Below are 19,486 nucleotides of genomic sequence, written 5' to 3'. Positions count from 1 at the left end.
AAGCTCCAATTTCGTGTCGATGGACTGGGCCGATTTCGGCGTCGACCTGCATCTGGAGCTGGACGCGAGCGGCGGCCGGCGGGCCGGGCTGGAACGCGCCCTGCGGGACGCGATCCGCGACGGCCGGCTGCCCGCGTCGACCCGGCTGCCGGCCACCCGCGCCCTCGCCGCCGAGCTGGGGCTGTCCCGGGGCACGGTCAGCGCCGCCTACGACCAACTGGTCGCCGAGGGCTGGCTGGTCGCCCGGATCGGCGCGGGCACCGAGGTCAGCCCGCTGCGCCGGGTGGCGCCGGCGCCGGCCGCGCCGCCGCCCGGGCCGGCCCCCTTCCGGTACGACCTGCGCCCGGGCAGCCCCGACGTGGGGCTCTTCCCGGTCACCGCCTGGCTGCGCGCGGTCCGTCGGGCGCTGGCCGTCGCCCCCGCCGAGGCGTACGGCTACGGCGACCCGCGCGGCCGGCCGGAGCTGCGCCGGGCACTCGCCGGCTATCTGGGCCGGGCCCGCGGCGTGCTCGCCGACCCGGAGCGGATCGTGGTCACCTCCGGGTACGTCCAGGCGTTGGTGCTGCTCACCACCGTGCTCCGGGACGCCGGCACGGCGACCGTGGCGATGGAGGATCCGGGGTTGGCGTTCCACCGGGAGGTGGTGCGCCGGCACGGCGGCACGGTGCTGCCGCTGCCGGTGGACGGGTGGGGCGCCCGGGCCGACCTGCTCGGCACCGGGACCCTCGCCCGGGTGGGCGCGGCCGTGGTGACCCCGGCGCACCAGTACCCGGCCGGGGTGACCCTGCACCCGTCGCGCCGGCACGCGCTGACCGACTGGGCCCGGGCCGGGAGCGGCCTGGTCGTGGAGGACGACTACGACGGCGAGTTCCGGTACGACCGCCAGCCCGTCGGCGCGGTCCAGGGCACCGCCCCCGAGCAGGTGGCGTACGTCGGGACGGCGGCGAAGGCGCTCGGGCCGGCGCTGCGCCTGGCCTGGCTGGTGCTCCCGGCCCGGCTGGTGGATCCGGTGGTGGACGCCAAGCGCCACCTCGATCTGCACACGGAGACGATCGGCCAGCTCGCCCTCGCCGACCTGATCGACACCCACGGCTACGACCGGCAGGTCCGCACCGTCCGGCGCCGCTACCGCCAGCGCCGGGATCTGCTGCTCGCCCGGCTGGGCGGGCGGCTGACCGTGGAGGGGATCTCGGCCGGCCTGCACGCCACCGTCCAACTGCCGGCGGACGGGCCGGGCGAGGCGGAGGTGCTGGCGGCGGCCGCCGCGCACGGGCTGGGCCTGAGCGGGCTGGCCGCCCACCACCATCGAGCGGCCGACCAGCCGGCCGGCCTGGTGATCGGGTACGCCCACCCGCCGGCACACGCCTACCCCGCCGCCCTGGACCTCCTGGCCCGCGTCCTGCCCCGGTAGTCCCGCCCGCTCCGCCGGCGGCTTGGGACAGGTTCTCGTCGACTACAAACTTGATGACGTGGATGGATCACCGCTGCCGGCCGCCGCGTCCGGTTCCGGCTTCGACCGATTCATTCACGACATCAAGTTCGTAGCCTCGCGGGCGGAGGGTGCGGCCCCGCGACGAGCACCAGGACCCACGGCGAGCGGACCCCGCCGCGCGACGAGCATCAAGGCCGGGTGCGCAGGAGCGGCGCGGCGCGGTCCGGCGCGATGCGGCGGGTCAGCGGACTGCGGTCGGGTCGGACACCGGGGTGGCCGTGACCGGCACGGGCGCGGGACGGCGGGCGGACAGGAGGGCGAGCAGGAGGGCGGCGGTGACCAGGGCGGCGGCCACGGCGAACGCGGATCGGTAGCCGGCGGCGAGGGCGGTGACCGGCTCGGTCCCGGCGGCGCGCAGCGCGTCGGTGCGGCTGGCGGCCAGGGTGGCGAGGACGGCCAGGCCGAGCGCGCCGCCCACCTGCTGGGTGGTGTTCGCCAGGCCGGAGGCGAGCCCGGCGTCGGCCGGTGCCGCGCCGGCCATGGCGAGCGTGGTGACCGCCGGCAGGGTCAGCCCGCCGGCCGCACCGAAGACCAGCAGCGCCGGAAGCACGTCTCGGGCGTAGCCGGCGTCCACCGGCAGGCGGGCCAGCAGCAGGAAGCCGACCACGGCGAGCGCCAGCCCGCCGACCAGCACCCGGCGGGCGCCGAGGCGACCCACCAGGCGGCCGGCCAGGCCCAGGGAGACGGCGGCGATGGCCAGCGGGGTGGGCAGGAAGGCGAAGCCGGTGGCCGCCGCCCCCAGGCCGAGGACGAGTTGCAGGTGCAGGGCGAGGAGGAACTGGAAGCCGAAGTACGCGGCCACCATCAGGAACTGCACGGCGTTGGCGGCGATCAGGCCGGGTGCCCGCAGCACGTGGGGCGGCAGCAGCGGCGTGGCGGCGGCCCGCTGCCGGGCCGCGAACCCGGCCAGCAGTACGGCGGCGAGCCCGGCCGCGCCGAGGGTGCGCGCCGATGTCCAGCCGTGTTCCCCCGCGCCGACGATGGCTAGCACCGTGGCCATCAGGCCGGCGGTGGCCAGCAGCGCGCCGGCCACGTCCAGGCCGGCCCGCAGTCCGATCCCGAGGTCCCGGACGACCAGCCGGATGCCGGCGACCAGGATCAGCCCACCGATCGGCAGGTTGATCAGGAAGATCGCCCGCCAGCCGGCCAGGTCGGTGAGGACTCCCCCGGCCAGCAGGCCGAGGGACGCGCCGGCCGCCCCGGTGAAGGCGAACACGGCGATCGCCCGGGCCCGCTCGGCGGGTTCGGGGAAGAGGCGCACGATCATGCCGAGAGCGACCGCGGTGGTGAGCGCGCCGCCGACGCCCTGGACGAACCGGGCCGTGACGAGGGTGGCCGGTCCGGTGGCCGCCGCGCAGGCCAGCGAGGCGAGGGTGAACAGGGCGACCCCGGCCAGGAAGACCTGCCGCCGGCCGAGCAGGTCGCCGAGCCGCCCGGCGAGCAGGAGCAGACCACCGAAGGCGACCAGGTACGCGTTCACCACCCAGGCCAGTCCGGCGGGCGGGAAGCCCAGGTCGTCCTGGATCGCCGGCAGTGCCACCGCGACGATGCTGCCGTCCAGGATGATCATCAGGCTGCCGGCGCAGAGCACGAGCAGCGCGGGCCAGCGGTGTGTCCCCGTCATGGGAGGAGCCTCCTTGGTGCACGATTTGTTACCGAGGCCATCGTCTGTGACCATGACGCGGAGCGGAAGGAGGCACTTTGGTGTCCCAGGGGAACAGCTGTGTGACCGTGACGGCCCAGCAGGCCCGGGCCTGCACCGTGCGCGAGGCGCTGGACCGGGTCGGGGGGAAGTGGAGCATCGGCATCCTGATCGCGGCCTCGCAGGGCCCGATCCGCTTCACCGAACTGGAGCGCCAGGTCGAGGGGATCAGCCGACGGATGCTCACGCTGACCCTGCGCAACCTGGAACGGGACGGCCTGCTGCGCCGGCACGTCTACCCGACCGTCCCGCCCAAGGTCGAGTACACCGCCACCCCGATGGCGTTGGAGCTCTACGAGTCCCTCGTCGCGCTCACCGATTGGGCGGAGCGGCACCGGGAGTCGATCAGCGCGGCCCGGCTGGCGTACGACCGGGAGCACGGCGCGCCGGTCGACTGAGCGCGGTTGTGGCGAAGGCCACGCAAGTCGTCTGACCGATCGGTCAGGTACTGACCGATCGGTCAGGCATGCTGGAGGGCATGGCACGGGCGGTACCGGAGACCCACCACGAGATCCTCGCCGCGGCGGGACGGCGGTTCGCCGTCACCGGCTACAAGGGCACCTCGTTGCAGGACATCGCCCGCGAGGTCGGCTGCTCCAAGGCCACCGTGCTCTACCACTTCGCCAACAAGGAAGCGCTGCTCAGCGAGTTGATGGCGCCGGCCATCGCGATGCTGGAGGCGCTCGACGCGCGGATCGCCGGGCGGACCGGCGCCGACGCCCAACGGGTCGCCGCCGAGGGCTTCGTCGACCTGGCGGTGCGCTTCCGGCGGGAGATCGCGCTGCTCCGCGGCGAGTTCCCGGACCTGCTCCAGCAGCCGGCGTTCGCGCACATCCAGCAGATCTCGGAACGGCTCGTCGCGGCCCTCGCCGGCCACTCCGACCGCCCCGCCGCGCGGATCGCCGCCCTGGTGGTCCTCGCCGGCATCGCCGAGACCTGCGGCGAGTTCCTCGACATCCCCGACCAGGAGCTGCGACCCGCGCTGCTGGCCGTGGCGCACCGCGCGCTCGAACCCACCACCTGACCACAGTTCCGACCCCGAGGACAAAGGAACCTTCATGGCGACCCTGCTGTACCGGCTCGGCCGGGCATCGTTGCGCCGCCGGCGACTCGTCGCCGTCGTCTGGCTCGTCGTACTCGTCGGTCTCGGCATCGCCGCGGCCACCCTCAAGGGCCCGACGGCGAGCAACTTCACCATGCCGGGCACCGAGTCCCAGCGTGCCATCGACCTGCTCGCCGACCGGTTCCCGGCGGCCAGCGGCGCCACCGGCACCATCGCCGTCAAGGCGCCGCAGGCCGGCGAACTGCTCACCCCGCAGGGGCAGGCCGTGGTCAAGCAGGTCACCCAGGAGGCGGCCACCCTGCCGGGTGTGGTCGGCGCGGTCGACCCGTACCAGGTCAAGGCGCTCACCCCCGACGGCCGGTACGCGCTGATCCAGGTGCAGTTCGCCGGCCGGGCCGACGACGTCACGAAGAGCCAGCGCGACGCGTACGAGAAGGTGGGCGCGCAGGCCGAGGCGCAGGGGTGGCAGATCGCCCCCGGCGGCGAGGTGCTCAACGCCGAGCCGGAGGTCGGCTCGACCGAGGGCCTCGGCGTGCTGGTCGCCGCGATCGTCCTGGTCGTCACCTTCGGCTCGCTGGTCGCGGCCGGGATGACCATGCTGAACGCGCTGATCGGTGTCGGCGTCGGCATGGCCGGCCTGTTCGCGCTCAGCGGGGCGGTCGAGCTGACCAGCACCGCGCCGATCCTGGCCCTGATGCTCGGCCTGGCGGTGGGCATCGACTACTCGCTCTTCATCACCTCCCGGCACCGGCAGAACCTGCTCGACGGGCTCTCCCCCGAGGAGGCGGTCGGCCGGGCCGTCGGCACCGCCGGTTCCGCCGTGGTCTTCGCCGGCGCCACCGTGGTCATCGCGCTGGCCGGCCTGGCCGTGGTGGACATCCCCTTCCTCACCGTGATGGGTCTGGCCGCCGCCGGCACGGTCACCGTGGCGGTACTGGTCGCGATCACCCTCGCCCCGGCGCTGCTCGGCTTCGCCGGCCGCAAGGTGCTGCCACGCAAGCTGCGCGGACAGGACGCGATCGAGTCCGACGCCACCGGTTCGGAGGACCGCTCCGGCTTCGGCTTCCGCTGGGCCCGCTGGGTGACCAGGCTGCGGATCCCGGTCATCCTGGTCGGCCTGCTCGGCCTCGGCCTGCTCGCGATCCCCGCCCAGGACATGCGCCTGGCGCTGCCGGACGCCGCCACCGCGGCCGAGGGCACCCCGGCCCGGGCCAGCAACGACCTGATCCGGGAGGGCTTCGGTCCGGGCTTCACCGGCCGGCTCGCGGTGGTCGTCACCGCCGACTCGCCGCAGGCCACGCAGGCCGCGGTGCCGCAGGTGACCGCGCTGATCCAGCGCACCGACGGGGTGCTCGCGGTGGCCCCGCCGCAGCTCGACCCGACCGGCCGGACCGCGCTGATCGGGGTGATTCCGAAGACCGGCCCGACGGACGCGGCGACCGAGAACCTGGTGCACGACATCCGCGACGAGGTCGACGGGATCAGGAACGCGGACGTGCTGCTGACCGGCGTCACCGCGATCGGCATCGACGTGTCGGAGAAGCTCTCCGCCGCGCTCCCGGTCTACCTGCTGCTGGTCGTCGGCCTGTCGGTGCTGCTGCTGATGCTGGTGTTCCGCTCGATCCTGGTGCCGGTCAAGGCCGCGCTCGGCTTCCTGCTCACCGTGGCGGCCACCTTCGGCATCACCGTGGCGGTGTTCCAGCAGGGCCACCTGGCCGACCTGGTCGGGCTGGACACCCCCGGCCCGCTGGTCAGCTTCCTGCCGATCCTGCTCATCGGCATCCTGTTCGGCCTGGCCATGGACTACGAGGTCTTCCTGGTCTCCCGGATGCGCGAGGACTTCGTGCACGGCGACACCGCCCGGCAGGCCACCATCAACGGCATGGGCCACGGCGCCCGGGTGGTCACCGCCGCCGCGCTGATCATGATCTCGGTGTTCGGCGGCTTCGTCTTCCTCGAGGACCCGATCATCAAGTCGATGGGCTTCGCGCTCGCGATCGGTGTCGCCATCGACGCCTTCGTGGTCCGGATGACCATCGTCCCGGCGGTGATGTCGCTGCTGAACAACGCCGCCTGGTGGATCCCGCGCTGGCTGAACCCGGTCCTGCCCAACGTGGACGTCGAGGGCGAGGGCCTGCGCGCCCACCTCGCGGAGAAGGAGACCGCCGGGGTGTGACCCCGCGGACCTGCCCGGCCGGTCAGACGCCGGCCGGGTAGGTCTCCATCTCGCCGAACGTGGTCGGCGCCGGCAGCGGGTGCAGGGCGGTCGCCTCGTCGCACCAGACGAACGCGTCGTACCGCTCACCGAGCCGGGTCGGCACGTAGTTGCCCCAGGACTCGAAGCTCGGGTCGTAGACCACGCCGATGGCCCGGTGGTCGGCCGCGCCGGTCACCCACTCCGGCTGGTCCGGGCCGCCGAAGACCAGCACCGCCCGCTCCGGCATCAGCTCGTGCAGCCGCTGCTCCACCGAGCCCTCGCGGGCCGGCGGCACCACCATCGCCTCGGCCGGGGAACCCCAGCGCGGCGCGGCGATCACCGTCCCCCGGTAGCTGCCGAAGCCGACCAGCGTCACCGCGTCCGGGCCGTGCCGCTCCCGCGCGAGCTGGCCGATGTTGATCATTCCGTCCGCCGCCATGTCGGTGGCCCGGGCATCGCCGACGTGGGTGTTGTGCGCCCAGACGACGCCCCGGGATCCCGGGCCGTAGCGGTCCAGCAGCCGGTCGAGGGTGTCGGCCATGTGGGTGTCCCGGACGTTCCACGAATCCGGGCCGCCGCCGACCATCGCCCGGTAGTAGCGCTCCGCGCCGGCCACCACCTCCGCGTTCTGCCAGGCCGAGAAGCGGTCCGGGCCGTCCGCGGCGGCCTGCTCCCGGGTACGCGCCAGCAGCCGGACCACCTCCTCCTCGCAGCGCGCCGAGACGAACCGGCTCGCCGTGCCGTACTCCTCGACCCGCTTGCCGTACGGCTCGAAGCACCGGTACGCCTCCTGCGCCGCCTCCAGCGCGGCCGGCTCCTCCTCGCCCAGGTAGTCGAAGATGGCCTGCATGGACTCCCACAGGCTGTAGACGTCCAACCCGTGGAAGCCGGCCCGCTCCCCCTCCGGGCGTTCCAGGTTCCACGCCCGCAGCCACCGGCTGAAGCGGGCCACCTCGGCGTTCGCCCACATCCAGGTGGGCCAGCGTTCGAACCGTTCCAGCGCGGCCATCGGGTCGGCCAACCCGCCGGGAGCGCCCACCACCGAACGGTGCACCCGGTCGCAGTCCGGCCAGTCCCCCTCCACCGCGACGAAATCGAAGCCCTGCTCGGCGATGAGCCGCCGGGTCAACTGCTCACGCAGCCGGTAGTAGTCGTAGCTGCCGTGTGTCGCCTCGCCGATCATGACGACGCGGGCGTCCCGGACGCGTTCCAGCAACGGGTCGAAATCGCTCGGCGCGCCGAGCCGCTGAACCAGCATGCCCGCGGCTACCCGGCCCCTGCCCGGGCAAACCGCCGCCGCCCGCCCCCGGGGCAGCGGCGGGACGGTCCGGCGTGCGTCGGGCATGGCGGCGGAGGAAGCGGGTAGGCGGGCGGCATGACCGTCACCGGGGTGCAGTGGCAGGAGTTCCTGGCCGGGCTCGACTACCCGGTCTCCCGCGAGGACCTGGTCCGCTGGTGCCAGGAGAACGGCGGCAGCACCGAGATGTTGCAGATGTTGAAGGCGCTGCCGGTGGAGGAGTTCGACAGCCCGGCCGAGCTGGGCGAGGCGTTGAACACCCTCGCCTGAGCCCGGCCGGCGCGGTCAGCGGGAACGTCCCGGATCCACCGCGTGTAGCAGCCGGAACAGCACCAGCCACTGCTCGGGCCAGACCAGGCCGACCGGCGTGTCCGGGTCGAGCCGGGCGGCCCGGAGCGCGCCCGCGACCCGGCGCGCCGGGTGGGCGGTGCGCAGCGAGGCCGCGAGCGACCCGCCGACGCCGCCGAAGCCCAGCTCCACCATCCTCCGGTACGCGGGCAGCGCCGCCCGGGGCAGCAGCGGCGCCGGCCGGCGGTCGACCCGGAGGATGCCGCCGTCCACGGCCGGCACCGGCCGGAACGCGGTCCGGGGCACCCGGCCGGCCAGCCGCCAGTGGCGCTCCGGCCAGGTGAGCACCGTGAGCCGGCTCCACCGGCCCCGGTCACCGGCCCGCTTGCGGGCGTACTCCAGCTGGGTGAGCAGCGTCGCCGAGCGCAGGCCGGGCGCGGCGAGGCACCAGCGGACCACCGCGGCGGTCAACGACCAGGGGATGTTGCCCACCACCGCAAACGGTTCGGCGGGCGGGGTGGCGGCGAGGAAGTCCGCCGGCCGGACCTCGACCCGGGGCAGGTCCGCGCAGGTTGCGGCCAGCTCCGGGAGGACGGCCGGGTCGACCTCGTACGCGATCAGCCGGCCGCACCGGGCGGCGAGCGGCCGGGTCAGTCGGCCGCGGCCCGCGCCCACCTCCAGCAGCAGGTCGTCCGGGCCGAGTCGGGCCGCCCGGACCACCCGCGCGACGGCGGCCGGGTCGGCGAGGAAGTTCTGGGACAGTACGCGACGGGACCGGTCGCGTGCGGTGGGTCGGCGGGGCGCCACGGGTTCGTCCTGTCTGTCGCCGGACGGCGACGGGTACGGACCGGCGCGTGGTGATCGACACGGGTTCGGCGAGGTGGCGGTCGTCCGTTAGGTCGGACCCCGCAAGGTCGGCGAGGTGGGTCGAGCCAGGCGTCTGCCCGAGCGGATCGGGACTCGGACGACCCTGGAGTCGGCGGGACGCGACCGACGGCCGCCGGGATCGGGGCGGCGATTGGACCGCGCCGGCCAGACCGCCCGCGTCGGGGGCGGGCGGCCGTGCCGGACAGCCGGCACCGGCCGGCTCGGTCAGGGGCCGGCGGGGCGGGCGGTCAGGTCAGGCGCGGTGGGCGTCCCGGCCGGCCAGGGCCGGACGCCGGAGCCGCGGACGGGCGACCAGGAGGAGCCCTCGCGCGGCCGGCGTGGCGGCCACGTCGATCAGGGCGTGCGTACACATGCCGGCCAGGCTAGCCACGGGCGGGCCGGCCCGCGACGCATTTCGGCCGGCCGAGCGACCCGGCGGCGCCCTTCGCGCTGGTCGCGGGCTCAGAGGTCGACGATGCGGCCCTGGCTGCGAGCGGTCTCGGCGGCCTCGAGCACGGCCACCACCTCCCGCCCGAACCGGACGTCGCAGCGGTGGTCCCGGGTGCCCGCCTCGACCTCCTCCAGCAACTGGTCGATCGCGGTGCCGAAGGCGGTGATCGCGCTCCCGTCACCCGGCGGCAGCTCCGCCGTCCCGTTCTCGCCGTAGAAGACGAACTCCTTGGCGGTCATCTCGGTGGGTGCGTCGAGGGTGAGGGAGATGGTGCTGGTCGGACCGCCCTCGTGGGTGAGCAGCAGGTGCACCAGGCCGCGCGGCCCGTCCATCGCGGCGACCCGGGTAACCCGGCCGAGCACCGGCAGGATCAGCGAGAGCGCGTGCGGGCCGATGTCCCACAGCGCGCCGTGCTCCCGGCGCCAGGGCGAGTCGCCGTACGGGCTGCCCGGCTGGAAGATCGACCCGAACCGGACCGCCTTGGCGGTGTGCCAGCCACCGGCCGAGGCGAGGGCGGCGAGTTCGGCGGCGATGTCCGGCAGGAACCGGCTGGTGAAGAAGACCACCGAGGCCACTCCGGACGCCTGGGCCGCGGTGACCACCCGATCGGCCTCGGCGAGGCTCAACGCCAGCGGCTTGTCCAGCAGCAGGTGCTTGCCGGCGGCGGCGGCCCGGACGGCGATCTCGGCCTGCACGTCCGGCGGCAGCGCCACGGCGATCGCGTCGCACGCGCCGAGCAGCGCGTCCACGTCGTCGAAAGCCGGCACGCCGTGCCGCCCGGCCAGCGCGCCGGCCTTCGCCGGATCGCGACCCCAGACCCCGGCGAGGGTGGCCCCGGAATGGGCGTCGATGGCCGCGGCGTGCGTCTCCGCCGCCCAGTGACCGGTGCCGAACAAGCCGAACCGCAGCACGAGTCCCCCTGCCGTCGTGGTCCGCCACGGCGTACGCCGGTGGCCGTGATCCACGCTAGTCGTCCGGCCCGCCGCGTGCGCCCCGACCCGTCGGGAGAGCCGGGCGGCGGCGGCTACTACGACGCTTAGTAGGCTGTGCCGGTGAACCAGACTGCGCCGGGATGGCGTCGATGACCAGCGCCGCGGCGGCCGGCTCGCCGGTGGACGGGCTCCTCGCGACGGCCTCGATCGTGCTGTCGCTCGTAATCGCGGTCTGGGCCCTGGTGGCGGCGCTGCGCCACCGGGCGCCGGACCGGCTCCAGTTCGTCGGCCTGGCGGTGCTGGAGCTGACCCTGCTCGCGCTCGCCGTGGTGGCGCTCGTCGCGCTCGGTGGCGGTGAGCGGCCGGGCGAGCCGGGGGCGTTCTTCGGCTACCTGGTCACGCTGGTCTGCCTGCCGCCGCTGGCCTGGGTGCTGGCCCGGATGGAGCCGACCCGCTGGGGTTCGGCGATCGTCTGCGCCGTCTGCCTGGTGACCCCGGTGGTGGTGGTCCGCCTCCAGCAGACCTGGGAGGTCCTCGGTGGCTGAGCAGCGCGCGACGAACCGGGGACCGGGCCGGCTGCTGATCGCGATCTACATCCTCTTCGCCATCGCCGCCACCTCCCGGGCGGGCCTGCAGATCGCCACCAAGTTCGACGAGGCGCCGGTGGCGTACCTGCTCTCCGCGGTGGCCGCACTGATCTACATCGTGGCGGCGGTCGGGCTGGCCCGGGCCGGACACACCGGCCGCCGGGTGGCGCTGGCCTGCTGCTCGGTCGAGCTGGTCGGGGTGGTCGCGGTCGGCATCCTCAGCATCGCCGACAAGGAACTCTTCCCGGACGAGACGGTCTGGTCGGACTTCGGCAGCGGCTACGGCTACGTCCCGCTCGTGCTGCCCATGCTCGGCCTCTTCTGGCTCTGGCGCACCCGCCGCGCCCCCGCCTGACCACCCACCGCGCCGCCCCCGCGCCGCCCCCGCGCCGCCGCGCCGAGGGCCCTCTTTCACGGAAAGAGTGGTCGTCGAGCGCGGAACAGCCACTCTTTCCGTGAACTAGTGCCCACCGCGCCGGCGCAGCGCGCAGCGCGAAGCGCGCAGCGCGAAGCGCGCAGCGCGGCCCACCCGTGGGTGGGCCCTCTTTGACGGGAAGAGGGGGCATCGAACGTGGAATAGCCACTCTTTGCGGGAAAGAGTGGCCATTCGCGGAGGGTGTGGGTGACCCGGGTCAGTCCTTGGGGCCACCGGCGACGTAGATGACCTGGCCGGAGACGAAGGACGCGCCCTCGCTGGCCAGGAACGAGACGGTGTGCGCGACGTCCTCCGGCCGGCCGGTGCGGCGGACCGGGATCTCGGCGGCGGCGTGCTGCTGGAGGGCGGAGAAGTCGACCTTCATCCGGGCCGCGGTGGCGGCGGTCATGTCGGTGACGATGAAGCCCGGCGCGACCGCGTTGACGGTCACCCCGAACGGGCCCAGCTCGATGGCCAGGGTCTTGGTGAAGCCCTGCAGGCCCGCCTTGGCGGCGGAGTAGTTCGCCTGGCCACGGTTGCCCAGCGCGGAGGTGCTGGAGAGGTTGACGATCCGGCCCCACTTCCGCTCGACCATGTGCTGCTGCGCGGCCTGGCTGAACAGGAACGCCCCGCGCAGGTGCACGCCCATGACCGTGTCCCAGTCGGCGTCGGTCATCTTGAACAGCAGGTTGTCGCGGAGCACGCCGGCGTTGTTGACCAGTACGGTCGGCGCGCCCAGCTCGACGGCGACCCGCTCGACGGCGGCCTCCACCTGGGCCCGGTCGGAGACGTCGGCGCCGACGCCCAGGGCCCGGCCGCCGGCGGCGGCGATGGCGTCCACGGTCTCCTTGGTCGCCGACTCCTCGATGTCGACCACGGCGACGGCCATGCCGTCGGCAGCCAGCCGGCGGGCGGTGGCCGCCCCGATGCCGCGCGCGGCTCCGGTCACGATGGCGACGCGGGGCTCCTCCGACATGATTACCTCCCGGTAACTTGGGGTCGATCGAAGGAGCTTAACCCCGGTCGCGTCGTCACAGCTGCTGGCCCCGGCAGATCCGGATCCAGCGGTAGCCGTAACCGGAGAGCTTGAGCCGGTCGAGCTTGCCGACCTCCTCGTAGTTGCGGTCGGTGAGCACGTCGATCGGCAGGTCCGCCTCGGGCGCGAGGATGCTGAGGTCCACCTCGACGTCCTCCGTGCCGAGGTTGTGCAGGAAGACCATCGTCCCGGTCGGCCCGTCGGCCCGGTGCGCGAGCACCCCGGGCGGCATGGGCACGTCGATGTGGCTGGTGGAGCCGGAGCCGATCTCCGGGGCCTCCCGGAGGGTACGGATCATCCGCTCGAACCAGCCCAGCAGCGACCGCGGGTCCTTGCGCTGGGCGGTGACGTTGACCTTCTGGTAGCTGTACTCGCCCTTGTCGACCACCGGTCGGACCAGCTTCTCCGGGTCCGCGGTGGAGAAGCCGCCGTTCTCCTTGTACGACCACTGCATCGGGGTACGGATCGCCTCCCGGCCGGGCAGCGACAGGTCCTCCCCCATGCCGATCTCCTCGCCGTAGCGCAGCACCGGCGTGCCGCGCAGCGAGAACTGGAGCGCGTACGCCAGCTCGATGTGCCGGCGGTCGTTGCCCAGCATCGAGGCGAGCCGGCGGCGGATGCCCCGGCCGTAGAGCCGCATGTTCTCGTCCGGCCCGAACTGCTCGTACACCTGGTTGCGCTGCTCGGCGGTGAGCCGGGACAGGTCGATCTCGTCGTGGTTACGCAGGAAGGTGGCCCACTGCCCGCCATCGGGCAGGGCCGGGGTGTCCCGCAGCGCCTCGATCACCGGCTCCGGGTCCTGCCGGGCCAGGGCGAGCATCAGCCGCCCGTTCAGCATGAAGTCGAAGAGCATGTGGATCCGGTTGGCCGAGCCGCCGCTGTCGCCGAAGTAGACCGGCAGCTGGTCCGGCTCCACGTTCGCCTCGGCCAGCAGGACGGCGTCGGCGCGCCGCCACTGCACGTGCTGGCGCAGCTCGGTGAGGAACTCCATGTCCTTGGGCGAGTCCGGGTTGCCCGGCTCGGTCAGCTCGATGATGAACGGGGCGGCGTCGATCCGGAAGCCGGAGACGCCGAGCTGGAGCCAGAAGGAGGCGATCTTCTTGATCTCCTCCCGGACCTTCGGGTTGCTGAAGTTCAGATCCGGCTGGAACTTGTAGAAGCGGTGGTAGTACCAGGCCTTCGCGGTGCGGTCGTAGCTCCAGGTCTCGTCCTGCTCGCCCGGGAACACCATCCCCTGGTGCCGGTCCGGCGGCGCCTCGTCGCTCCACACGTACCAGTCGCGGTACGGGGAGTCGGGTGAGGAGCGGGCGGACTGGAACCACGGGTGCTCGTCGGAGGTGTGGTTGACCACCAGGTCGATCATCACCCGGATGCCCTTGCTCCTCGCCTGGTGCAGCAGCTCCGCGAAGTCGCCGAGGCTGCCCAGCCTGGGGCTGACGTTGTAGAAGTCGGTGACGTCGTAGCCGTCGTCGCGGTTGGGCGACGGGTGGATCGGATTGAGCCAGATACACGTCACGCCCAGTCGGGCGAGATAGTCCAGCCGGCTGATGAGGCCACGGAAGTCACCCACCCCGTCGCCGTCGGAGTCTGCGAACGTATCGACGTCCAGGCAGTAGATGACCGCCTGCTTGTACCACCTGTCCACCATGCCGGGTCTACTTCTCCGGTTCGGTGACGCGGCAAACCCCCGGGCCGCCGGGCGGGCCGGTACGGTGCCGGGATGAGCGCCGACACCGTAGCCGTCGACTGGTCCACCGGCAGTTGGCTGAACCCGCCGGAGCGGGCCGACTCCGCCGGCCCGGACCTGCTGGTCGAGCCGCGCGGGGGCAGCGACTTCTGGCGCCGGACCAGCTACGGCTTCGTGCACGACGACGGGTCGGCGCTGCTGGCGCCGTTCCCGACGGACAGCGCCGTGGAGGTGAGCTTCCAGCTCGACTACGCCGCGCAGTTCGACCAGGCGGGGGCGCTGGTCCGGGTGGACGACCGGCGCTGGACCAAGGCGGGGGTGGAGGTCAGCGACGGCCAGCCGCAGGTCGGCGCGGTGGTCACCGACGAGCGGTCGGACTGGTCGGTGGCTCCGGTGCCGGGGTGGTCCGGGCGGGAGGTCACCGTGCGGATCAGCCGGGCGGGCGACGCGCTGACCGTCCGGGCCCGGGTGGCCGGCGAGCCGTGGCGGCTGGTCCGGGTCGCCCCGTTGGACCCGGCGGCCGAGGCGTCGGCCGGGCCGTACTGCTGCTCGCCGAGCCGCGGCGGTCTGGTGGTCCGCTTCACCGGCTGGCGGCAGGGGCGGCGGACGAGGCGCTGCATCCGTGACGGGTGGTGGGGCCGGTCACCGTGAGGTGTGACCGGCCGGCCGCGGGGTACGTCTGTCGGATCCCCCGACGGCCGGAAGGACGCCCATGGCTCTCGCCCAGAACGTCGACCCGAACCAGTTCACCGGGCTGACCGGCTGGGTGGCGAGCGTCATCGACTCGCTGGGCGCCGTCGGGGTGGCGCTGCTGGTCGCCCTGGAGAGCGTCATCCCGCCGATCCCCAGCGAGATCGTCCTGGCCATGGCCGGCTACCTGGCCGCCGAGGGCCGGTTCAGCGTGGTGCTGATCGTGCTGGCCGCGACGGTCGGGTCGCTGCTCGGCGCGCTGGTGCTCTACTGGCTCGGCGCCGCGCTCGGCGAGGAACGGTTGAAGCGCTGGCTGGACCACATCCCGCTGGTGGACCGGGAGGACCTGGAAAAGGCCGACCGCTGGTTCGAGCGGTACGGGAAGTGGGCGGTCCTGATCGGTCGGGTGGTGCCGGTGGTACGCAGCCTGGTGTCGATCCCGGCCGGGGCGGAACGGATGCCGCTGGGCCAGTTCGTCCTGCTCACCACGATCGGCAGCGGGGTGTGGAACGCGTTGATCGTCGGGCTCGGCTTCGCCCTCGGCTCCCGCTGGCAGGACGTCGACCGGTACAGCCAGTGGTTCAACTACGCGATCTTCGTGGTCTTCGCCGTGATGGTCGCGAGCTGGGTGGTGAAGAAGGTACGCCGGCGGCGCGACCGGCGGTCGGTGACCGCCGGTCGCTGACCCGCTGGCTCAGTACTGCGCGGTGATCGAGGTGAACTCCCAGGTGTTCTGGGAGATGCCGGAGCAGTTGGAGACCACGCCGCCGCCCGGGCAGGGCCGGTCCCGGTTGACCGACCAGAAGGTGAACCGGGCGAGCCCGCGGGCCTTGGCCCAGTCCCGGATCTGGGTCCAGGTGGCCGGCGAGGTCAGCTCCTGCTGGTCGGAGAGACCGTTCATGCCGGAGACGCCCATGTGGGCGTACGCGGTGGCGTCGGACCAGCCGAAGGCGGTCTTGAGCGCGTTCTTCAGCCCCTCGGCGGCGTTGACCGTGCTCTGGTACATGTTCGCCCCGCCGCCGAAGTCGAACGGCATGATGGTGAAGACGTCGACGCCGGCCTGGAGCGCGGCGGCCTGGTTGATCAGGCGGGTGCCCCACCAGGACGGCCCGCTGGTCGAGGTGCCGATGGTGACGATGGTCTTCAACCCGGGGTTGTTCTGCTTGACGATCTTCAGGGCGCCGAGGATCCGGTCCTGCACCACCTCGTTCTCGAACTCGTCGGTGTTCTCGATGTCGATGTCGATCGCCTTCAGCCCGTACGCGTTGATGACCTGCTGGTAGGCGCCGGCCAGCGCGCTGGCCGAGGAGCAGTTCGGGCCGAGCTTGTTGCCGCTCCAGCCGCCGAACGAGGGGATCACGTCGCCGCCCGCCGCGCGGATCGCGGCGATGGTGCTGGCCCAGGTGCTGCCGGTGAGCGGGCCGGTGCCGTCCCAGGCCGGCGTGCAGCCGCCGCCGGAGAGCACGAACGCGATGGTGAACCACTTGATCCCGGTCGCGCCCATCACCGTCGACGGCGCGGGCGGGTCGCCCCAGCCGGGGTAGAGGTAGGGCGCGGCGGCCATCGCGCCGCCACCCCCGCCGGTGCAGCCGGTGGTGCTGCCCGACACCGCGGCCGACTTCGCCGACTCGCCGCCGGCGTTGTACGCGGTGACCGTGTAGCTGTGCCCGGTGCAGGCGGACAGCCCGGAGACGGTGGCGGAGGTGCCGGTGACCGTGGCCTTCAGGCTGCTGCCCTCGTACACCCGGTAGCCGCTGACCGTGCCGGCGACGGCGTTCCAGGCCAGCGAGATCGAGGTGTTGGTGGCGCCGGTGACCCGCAGGCCGCCCGGGGTGGCCGGGGCTCCCGGGTTGCCGCCGCCCCCGCCGGTGCACAGGCCGCCGTTGACCGTGCAGTTGGCCGGGTCGCCGGTGCCGCTGACGATGAAGCCGAAGGTGGTGCTGGCGCCCGGGGCGAGGGTGCCGTTCCAGGACTGGTTCACGGCGGTGACGTGCTGCCCGGAGGTGCTCAGCAGCGCGTCCCAGTACGAGCCGACGGCGCTGCCGGCCGGCAGGTCGAACTGCACGTTCCACGAGGAGATGCTGGCCGAACTGTCGTTGGTGACGGTGAACTTGGCCTCGTACCCGGTGCCCCAACTGGAGGTGCGGACGAAGGCGGCGGTGGCGGCGGAGGCGGGTGGCGCGGCCAGCACGGTGGCCGCCACCAGGGCGGTGGCGAGCGCGACGGCGAACGTCGCCGCGCGGGCAGGGCGGAGTCTCACGGTGTCCTCCAGGGACCGTTGTGGTGGCGGAGAGGCATTTACAACCGTCGACGTGCGCCCATTATTAAGAGTGTTAACTGTTTCTGTCCAGAGGGATGTTAGGAGGGGCCCCTTTACCCGCACCAGGCGTTAAGAAGGGGCCCCTCCTTGCATCTCAGTGCCGGAAGGTGAACCAGTTGACGTTGACGAAGTCCGCGGCCTGGCCGCTGCTGAAGGTCAGGTAGACGGTGTGCCGCCCGGTGACCGCGGCGACGTTGCCCGGCACCGAGCGCCAGCTCTGCCAGCCGCCGGTGTTCGCGATCGCGAAGCTGCCGCTCGGCGCGGCGGTCGGGCTGTCCACCCGCACCTGGACCAGGCCGCTCACCCCGCTCGGGGCGCCGGAGGCGACCCGGGCCACGAAGTCCTTCGGCGGGGTGCCGCCGAAGTCCACGTTGTCGTACCGGGCCCAGTCACCGTTGGCGAGCCAGCCGATGTTCTGGCCCCCTTCGGCGCACGCCTCCGTCTGCACCCCGTTCTGGGCGTTGAACGCCTCGGCCTGGATGGTCGAGTACGCGTCCACCGTCCCGGAGGGGGGCGGCGGGGTGGTGCTGCCGCCACCCCTCGCGTAGACCGCGACGTAGTCGACCAGCATCGGCCGGCCGGAGACGGTCGACGCGGTCGGTGTGGTGTAGCCGGCGACGCCGTTCGGGAACGAGCCGCCCATCGCCACGTTGAGCAGCAGGAAGTAGCCGCCGTGCCCGGTCATCTGGCTCCAGTACGGCTCACCGACCTGGGTCTGGCTGACGGTGTGGAACAGCTGGCCGTCCACGTACCAGCGCAGCTGCTGCGGGCTGACCGAGGCGTCCCACTCGGTGCGGTAGGTGTGGAACGCGGACTGGCAGGTGCTGCCGGGGCAGGCCCGGGTGTTGCCGAGTCCGTTGAACTCGTTGCACGGGCCGCCGGGCGCGACGCCGCAGTGCAGCGTCCCCCAGACCTGGTTGAGCCCGTTGACGTTCTCCATCACGTCGATCTCGCCGATGCCCGGCCAGTTCTGGTAGTTGCCCCGGTAGGGCGAGCCGAGCGACCAGAACGCCGGCCAGTAGCCGGCCGCCTCCGCGCCGGTGACGTTCGGCATCTGGATCCGGCCCTCGATCGCCAGCACTCCCCCGGCCGGCGGCTTGAAGTCGGCGCGCACGGTCTCGATCCGGGCCGAGGTCCACCGGCCGGCGGCGTCCCGCAGCGGGGTGATCCGCAGGTTGCCGCCGCCGTCCTGGGACAGGTTGGCGGTGTTCGCGGTGTAGGTCTGGATCTCGCCGGTGCCCCAGTTGGCCGGGCCGCCCGGATAGCTGGTGCCGGTGTCGATGATCCAGTTGGCGGACGAGGGCAGGGTGCCGGCCGCGCCGGCGAAGTCATCGCTCCACACCAGGCTCCAGCCGGAGGCGGGCGGCGGCACGGCCGCGTGCGCGGTCAACGAGACGGTGGCCACCGCGGTGGTGGTGGCGAGCGCGGCCACGGCCAGGGCGAGCCGGCGGCGCGGGCGGCGCACGGTGGAGGGGGCGGCCGGAGCCGCCGGGGCAGGATTCATCGGGGTGCCTCTCTGCGGGGACGGGGCCAGGAGAGCGCTCTCTGAGGGCGTTTTCTACGCCCCCGCCCCCGGCCTTGTCAACGCACGTCGATGGATGCCGGCTGCGGGCGGCGCAGCACCAGCTGCTCCAACGCGGTCCACGCGGTGGTGGTGACCAGGTAGAGCACCGCCGCCAGCGGCACCACCAGAGCCACCAGCACGGTGGTGTACGGCAGCAGCGGGACCAACCGGCCGAGCACGGCGGCGCCCGGGCCCTCGGTCGGCGTACCGGCCACGGTGCCGGTGGCGGCCGCCGCGCGCCGGGCCCGCCCGGAGGACCACCAGGCCAACGCGAGCAGCGCCGCCAGCAGCACCCCGAAGAGGGCCAGCACCGGACCGGAGAGCCCGTCACCGAGGTGCCAGCCGAGCGGCACCCCGGCCAGCTTCTCGTTCAGCAGGGCGGGATGGCCGTCGCCGGTGGCGAAGAGGCGGTACATGACCAGGAAGAACGGCGCCTGCAACAGCGCCGGCAGGCAGCCCGCCACCGGGTTCGCCCCGGCCCGCCGGTAGAGCGCGAACAGCTCGCTCTGCAGCCGGCCGGGGTCATCGGCGTACCTCCGCTGGAGGTCGCGGACCTCGGGGGCGAGCGCCGCGCGGCGCCGCTCCCCGCGGACCTGGGCCAGGGTGAGCGGCGAGATCAGCAGCCGGACCCCGATGGTGAACAGGACGATGGCCACCGCCGTGGCGGTCCCGCCGGCCAGCGGGGTGAGCGTGTCGGCGAGCCAGGTGACGACGGTGGCGGCGACGGACGCCGCGGTGTGCAGTGGTGCGAAGGCGAGCATGAGGCAACCCCTCGGTCCGATACCCGGATGCCCCGGCGGGACGACGCGTCCCGGCGGGACGGATGACGACGGGAGCGGCCGCGCGGCCACCGCCGCGTCCGGGCGGCGAAAGCGCTACGCGGCCGAGGGGCGCAGGC

General features: G+C 73.5%; 18 protein-coding genes. 9 read left to right on the top strand and 9 right to left on the bottom strand.

The annotated features are described in order from the left end of the window. On the top strand, positions 1 to 1,411 hold a 1,411-nt coding region (gene pdxR, locus EFE23_RS23260; RefSeq protein ID WP_233601114.1), incomplete at its 5' end, for a MocR-like pyridoxine biosynthesis transcription factor PdxR. Between the two features lie 262 nt (positions 1,412 to 1,673). On the opposite strand, the gene EFE23_RS23255 is transcribed toward pdxR, so the two are convergent. Beyond that, positions 1,674 to 3,116 (bottom strand): MFS transporter, encoded by a 1,443-nt coding sequence (locus tag EFE23_RS23255; protein ID WP_123243055.1) that lies wholly within the window; start codon positions 3,114 to 3,116, stop codon positions 1,674 to 1,676. A 101-nt stretch (positions 3,117 to 3,217) separates the two neighbouring features. Here EFE23_RS23255 and EFE23_RS23250 point away from each other — a divergent pair, with 101 nt between their 5' ends. From EFE23_RS23250 to EFE23_RS23240, 3 genes are all read left to right on the top strand, one after another. Continuing rightward, complete coding sequence (locus EFE23_RS23250; RefSeq protein ID WP_199737191.1) at positions 3,218 to 3,592, top strand: winged helix-turn-helix transcriptional regulator; 375 nt, start codon at positions 3,218 to 3,220, stop codon at positions 3,590 to 3,592. Positions 3,593 to 3,672: 80 nt separating this feature from the next. Next, entirely contained in the window at positions 3,673 to 4,218 is a 546-nt protein-coding gene (locus tag EFE23_RS23245) for a TetR/AcrR family transcriptional regulator (protein WP_123243058.1), read from the top strand. A 34-nt stretch (positions 4,219 to 4,252) separates the two neighbouring features. Then, a complete protein-coding gene (locus tag EFE23_RS23240; protein ID WP_123243053.1) occupies positions 4,253 to 6,433 on the top strand; it encodes an MMPL family transporter in 2,181 nt (726 codons plus the stop codon). A gap of 22 nt (positions 6,434 to 6,455) precedes the next feature. Here EFE23_RS23240 and EFE23_RS23235 read toward each other — a convergent pair whose 3' ends face one another. After that, positions 6,456 to 7,712 (bottom strand): erythromycin esterase family protein, encoded by a 1,257-nt coding sequence (locus tag EFE23_RS23235; RefSeq protein WP_123243052.1) that lies wholly within the window; start codon positions 7,710 to 7,712, stop codon positions 6,456 to 6,458. A gap of 117 nt (positions 7,713 to 7,829) precedes the next feature. Between EFE23_RS23235 and EFE23_RS23230 the strand changes: the two genes are divergently transcribed. Further along, a complete protein-coding gene (locus EFE23_RS23230) occupies positions 7,830 to 8,021 on the top strand; it encodes a DUF2795 domain-containing protein (protein ID WP_123243051.1) in 192 nt (63 codons plus the stop codon). Positions 8,022 to 8,036: 15 nt separating this feature from the next. Here EFE23_RS23230 and erm read toward each other — a convergent pair whose 3' ends face one another. Both erm and EFE23_RS23220 read right to left on the bottom strand, forming a co-directional pair. After that, a complete protein-coding gene (gene erm / locus EFE23_RS23225; protein ID WP_123243050.1) occupies positions 8,037 to 8,846 on the bottom strand; it encodes an ErmE/ErmH/ErmO/ErmR family 23S rRNA (adenine(2058)-N(6))-methyltransferase in 810 nt (269 codons plus the stop codon). A gap of 522 nt (positions 8,847 to 9,368) precedes the next feature. Further along, a complete protein-coding gene (locus EFE23_RS23220; protein ID WP_199737190.1) occupies positions 9,369 to 10,268 on the bottom strand; it encodes a Gfo/Idh/MocA family protein in 900 nt (299 codons plus the stop codon). Between the two features lie 161 nt (positions 10,269 to 10,429). On the opposite strand from EFE23_RS23220, the gene EFE23_RS23215 reads away from it, so the two are divergent. Further along, positions 10,430 to 10,834 (top strand): hypothetical protein, encoded by a 405-nt coding sequence (locus EFE23_RS23215; protein ID WP_123243049.1) that lies wholly within the window; start codon positions 10,430 to 10,432, stop codon positions 10,832 to 10,834. Beyond that, positions 10,827 to 11,231 carry a hypothetical protein gene (locus EFE23_RS23210; RefSeq protein ID WP_123243048.1) on the top strand — a complete coding sequence of 135 codons (405 nt, stop codon included), beginning with the start codon at positions 10,827 to 10,829 and terminating at the stop codon, positions 11,229 to 11,231. The genes EFE23_RS23215 and EFE23_RS23210 overlap by 8 nt, the downstream gene beginning before the upstream one ends. Positions 11,232 to 11,508: 277 nt before the next feature. Here the strand turns inward: EFE23_RS23210 and fabG are convergent, their stop codons facing one another. Both fabG and EFE23_RS23200 read right to left on the bottom strand, forming a co-directional pair. Then, positions 11,509 to 12,267 carry a 3-oxoacyl-ACP reductase FabG gene (fabG, locus tag EFE23_RS23205; RefSeq protein WP_123243047.1) on the bottom strand — a complete coding sequence of 253 codons (759 nt, stop codon included), beginning with the start codon at positions 12,265 to 12,267 and terminating at the stop codon, positions 11,509 to 11,511. Positions 12,268 to 12,322: 55 nt separating this feature from the next. Continuing rightward, the gene (locus tag EFE23_RS23200; RefSeq protein WP_123243046.1) at positions 12,323 to 13,975 is read right to left on the bottom strand and encodes an alpha-amylase family protein; all 1,653 of its coding nucleotides are present in this window, start codon (positions 13,973 to 13,975) and stop codon (positions 12,323 to 12,325) included. Positions 13,976 to 14,047: 72 nt separating this feature from the next. On the opposite strand from EFE23_RS23200, the gene EFE23_RS23195 reads away from it, so the two are divergent. Both EFE23_RS23195 and EFE23_RS23190 read left to right on the top strand, forming a co-directional pair. Further along, positions 14,048 to 14,665, top strand: a complete 618-nt coding sequence (locus tag EFE23_RS23195) for a DUF1349 domain-containing protein (RefSeq protein WP_123243045.1) — start codon at positions 14,048 to 14,050, stop codon at positions 14,663 to 14,665. 61 nt (positions 14,666 to 14,726) lie between these two features. Continuing rightward, positions 14,727 to 15,389, top strand: coding sequence for a DedA family protein (locus tag EFE23_RS23190; protein ID WP_123243044.1), 663 nt, complete (start codon positions 14,727 to 14,729; stop codon positions 15,387 to 15,389). A 9-nt stretch (positions 15,390 to 15,398) separates the two neighbouring features. On the opposite strand, the gene EFE23_RS23185 is transcribed toward EFE23_RS23190, so the two are convergent. The 3 genes from EFE23_RS23185 to EFE23_RS23175 all read right to left on the bottom strand — a co-directional run bounded on the left by EFE23_RS23185 (position 15,399) and on the right by EFE23_RS23175 (position 19,349). Beyond that, positions 15,399 to 16,964, bottom strand: coding sequence for a cellulose binding domain-containing protein (locus EFE23_RS23185; protein WP_123243043.1), 1,566 nt, complete (start codon positions 16,962 to 16,964; stop codon positions 15,399 to 15,401). Positions 16,965 to 17,118: 154 nt separating this feature from the next. Then, positions 17,119 to 18,528 (bottom strand): carbohydrate-binding protein, encoded by a 1,410-nt coding sequence (locus EFE23_RS23180; RefSeq protein ID WP_123243042.1) that lies wholly within the window; start codon positions 18,526 to 18,528, stop codon positions 17,119 to 17,121. A gap of 77 nt (positions 18,529 to 18,605) precedes the next feature. After that, complete coding sequence (locus EFE23_RS23175; protein WP_123243041.1) at positions 18,606 to 19,349, bottom strand: YidC/Oxa1 family membrane protein insertase; 744 nt, start codon at positions 19,347 to 19,349, stop codon at positions 18,606 to 18,608. Positions 19,350 to 19,486 lie beyond the last annotated feature (137 nt).

The sequence above is a fragment of the Micromonospora solifontis genome (assembly GCF_003725545.1).
GTDB lineage: Bacteria > Actinomycetota > Actinomycetes > Mycobacteriales > Micromonosporaceae > Micromonospora > Micromonospora solifontis.
The sequence above is the reverse complement of the archived record's forward strand: the minus strand, read 5'-3'. Positions and strand labels throughout refer to the sequence as shown.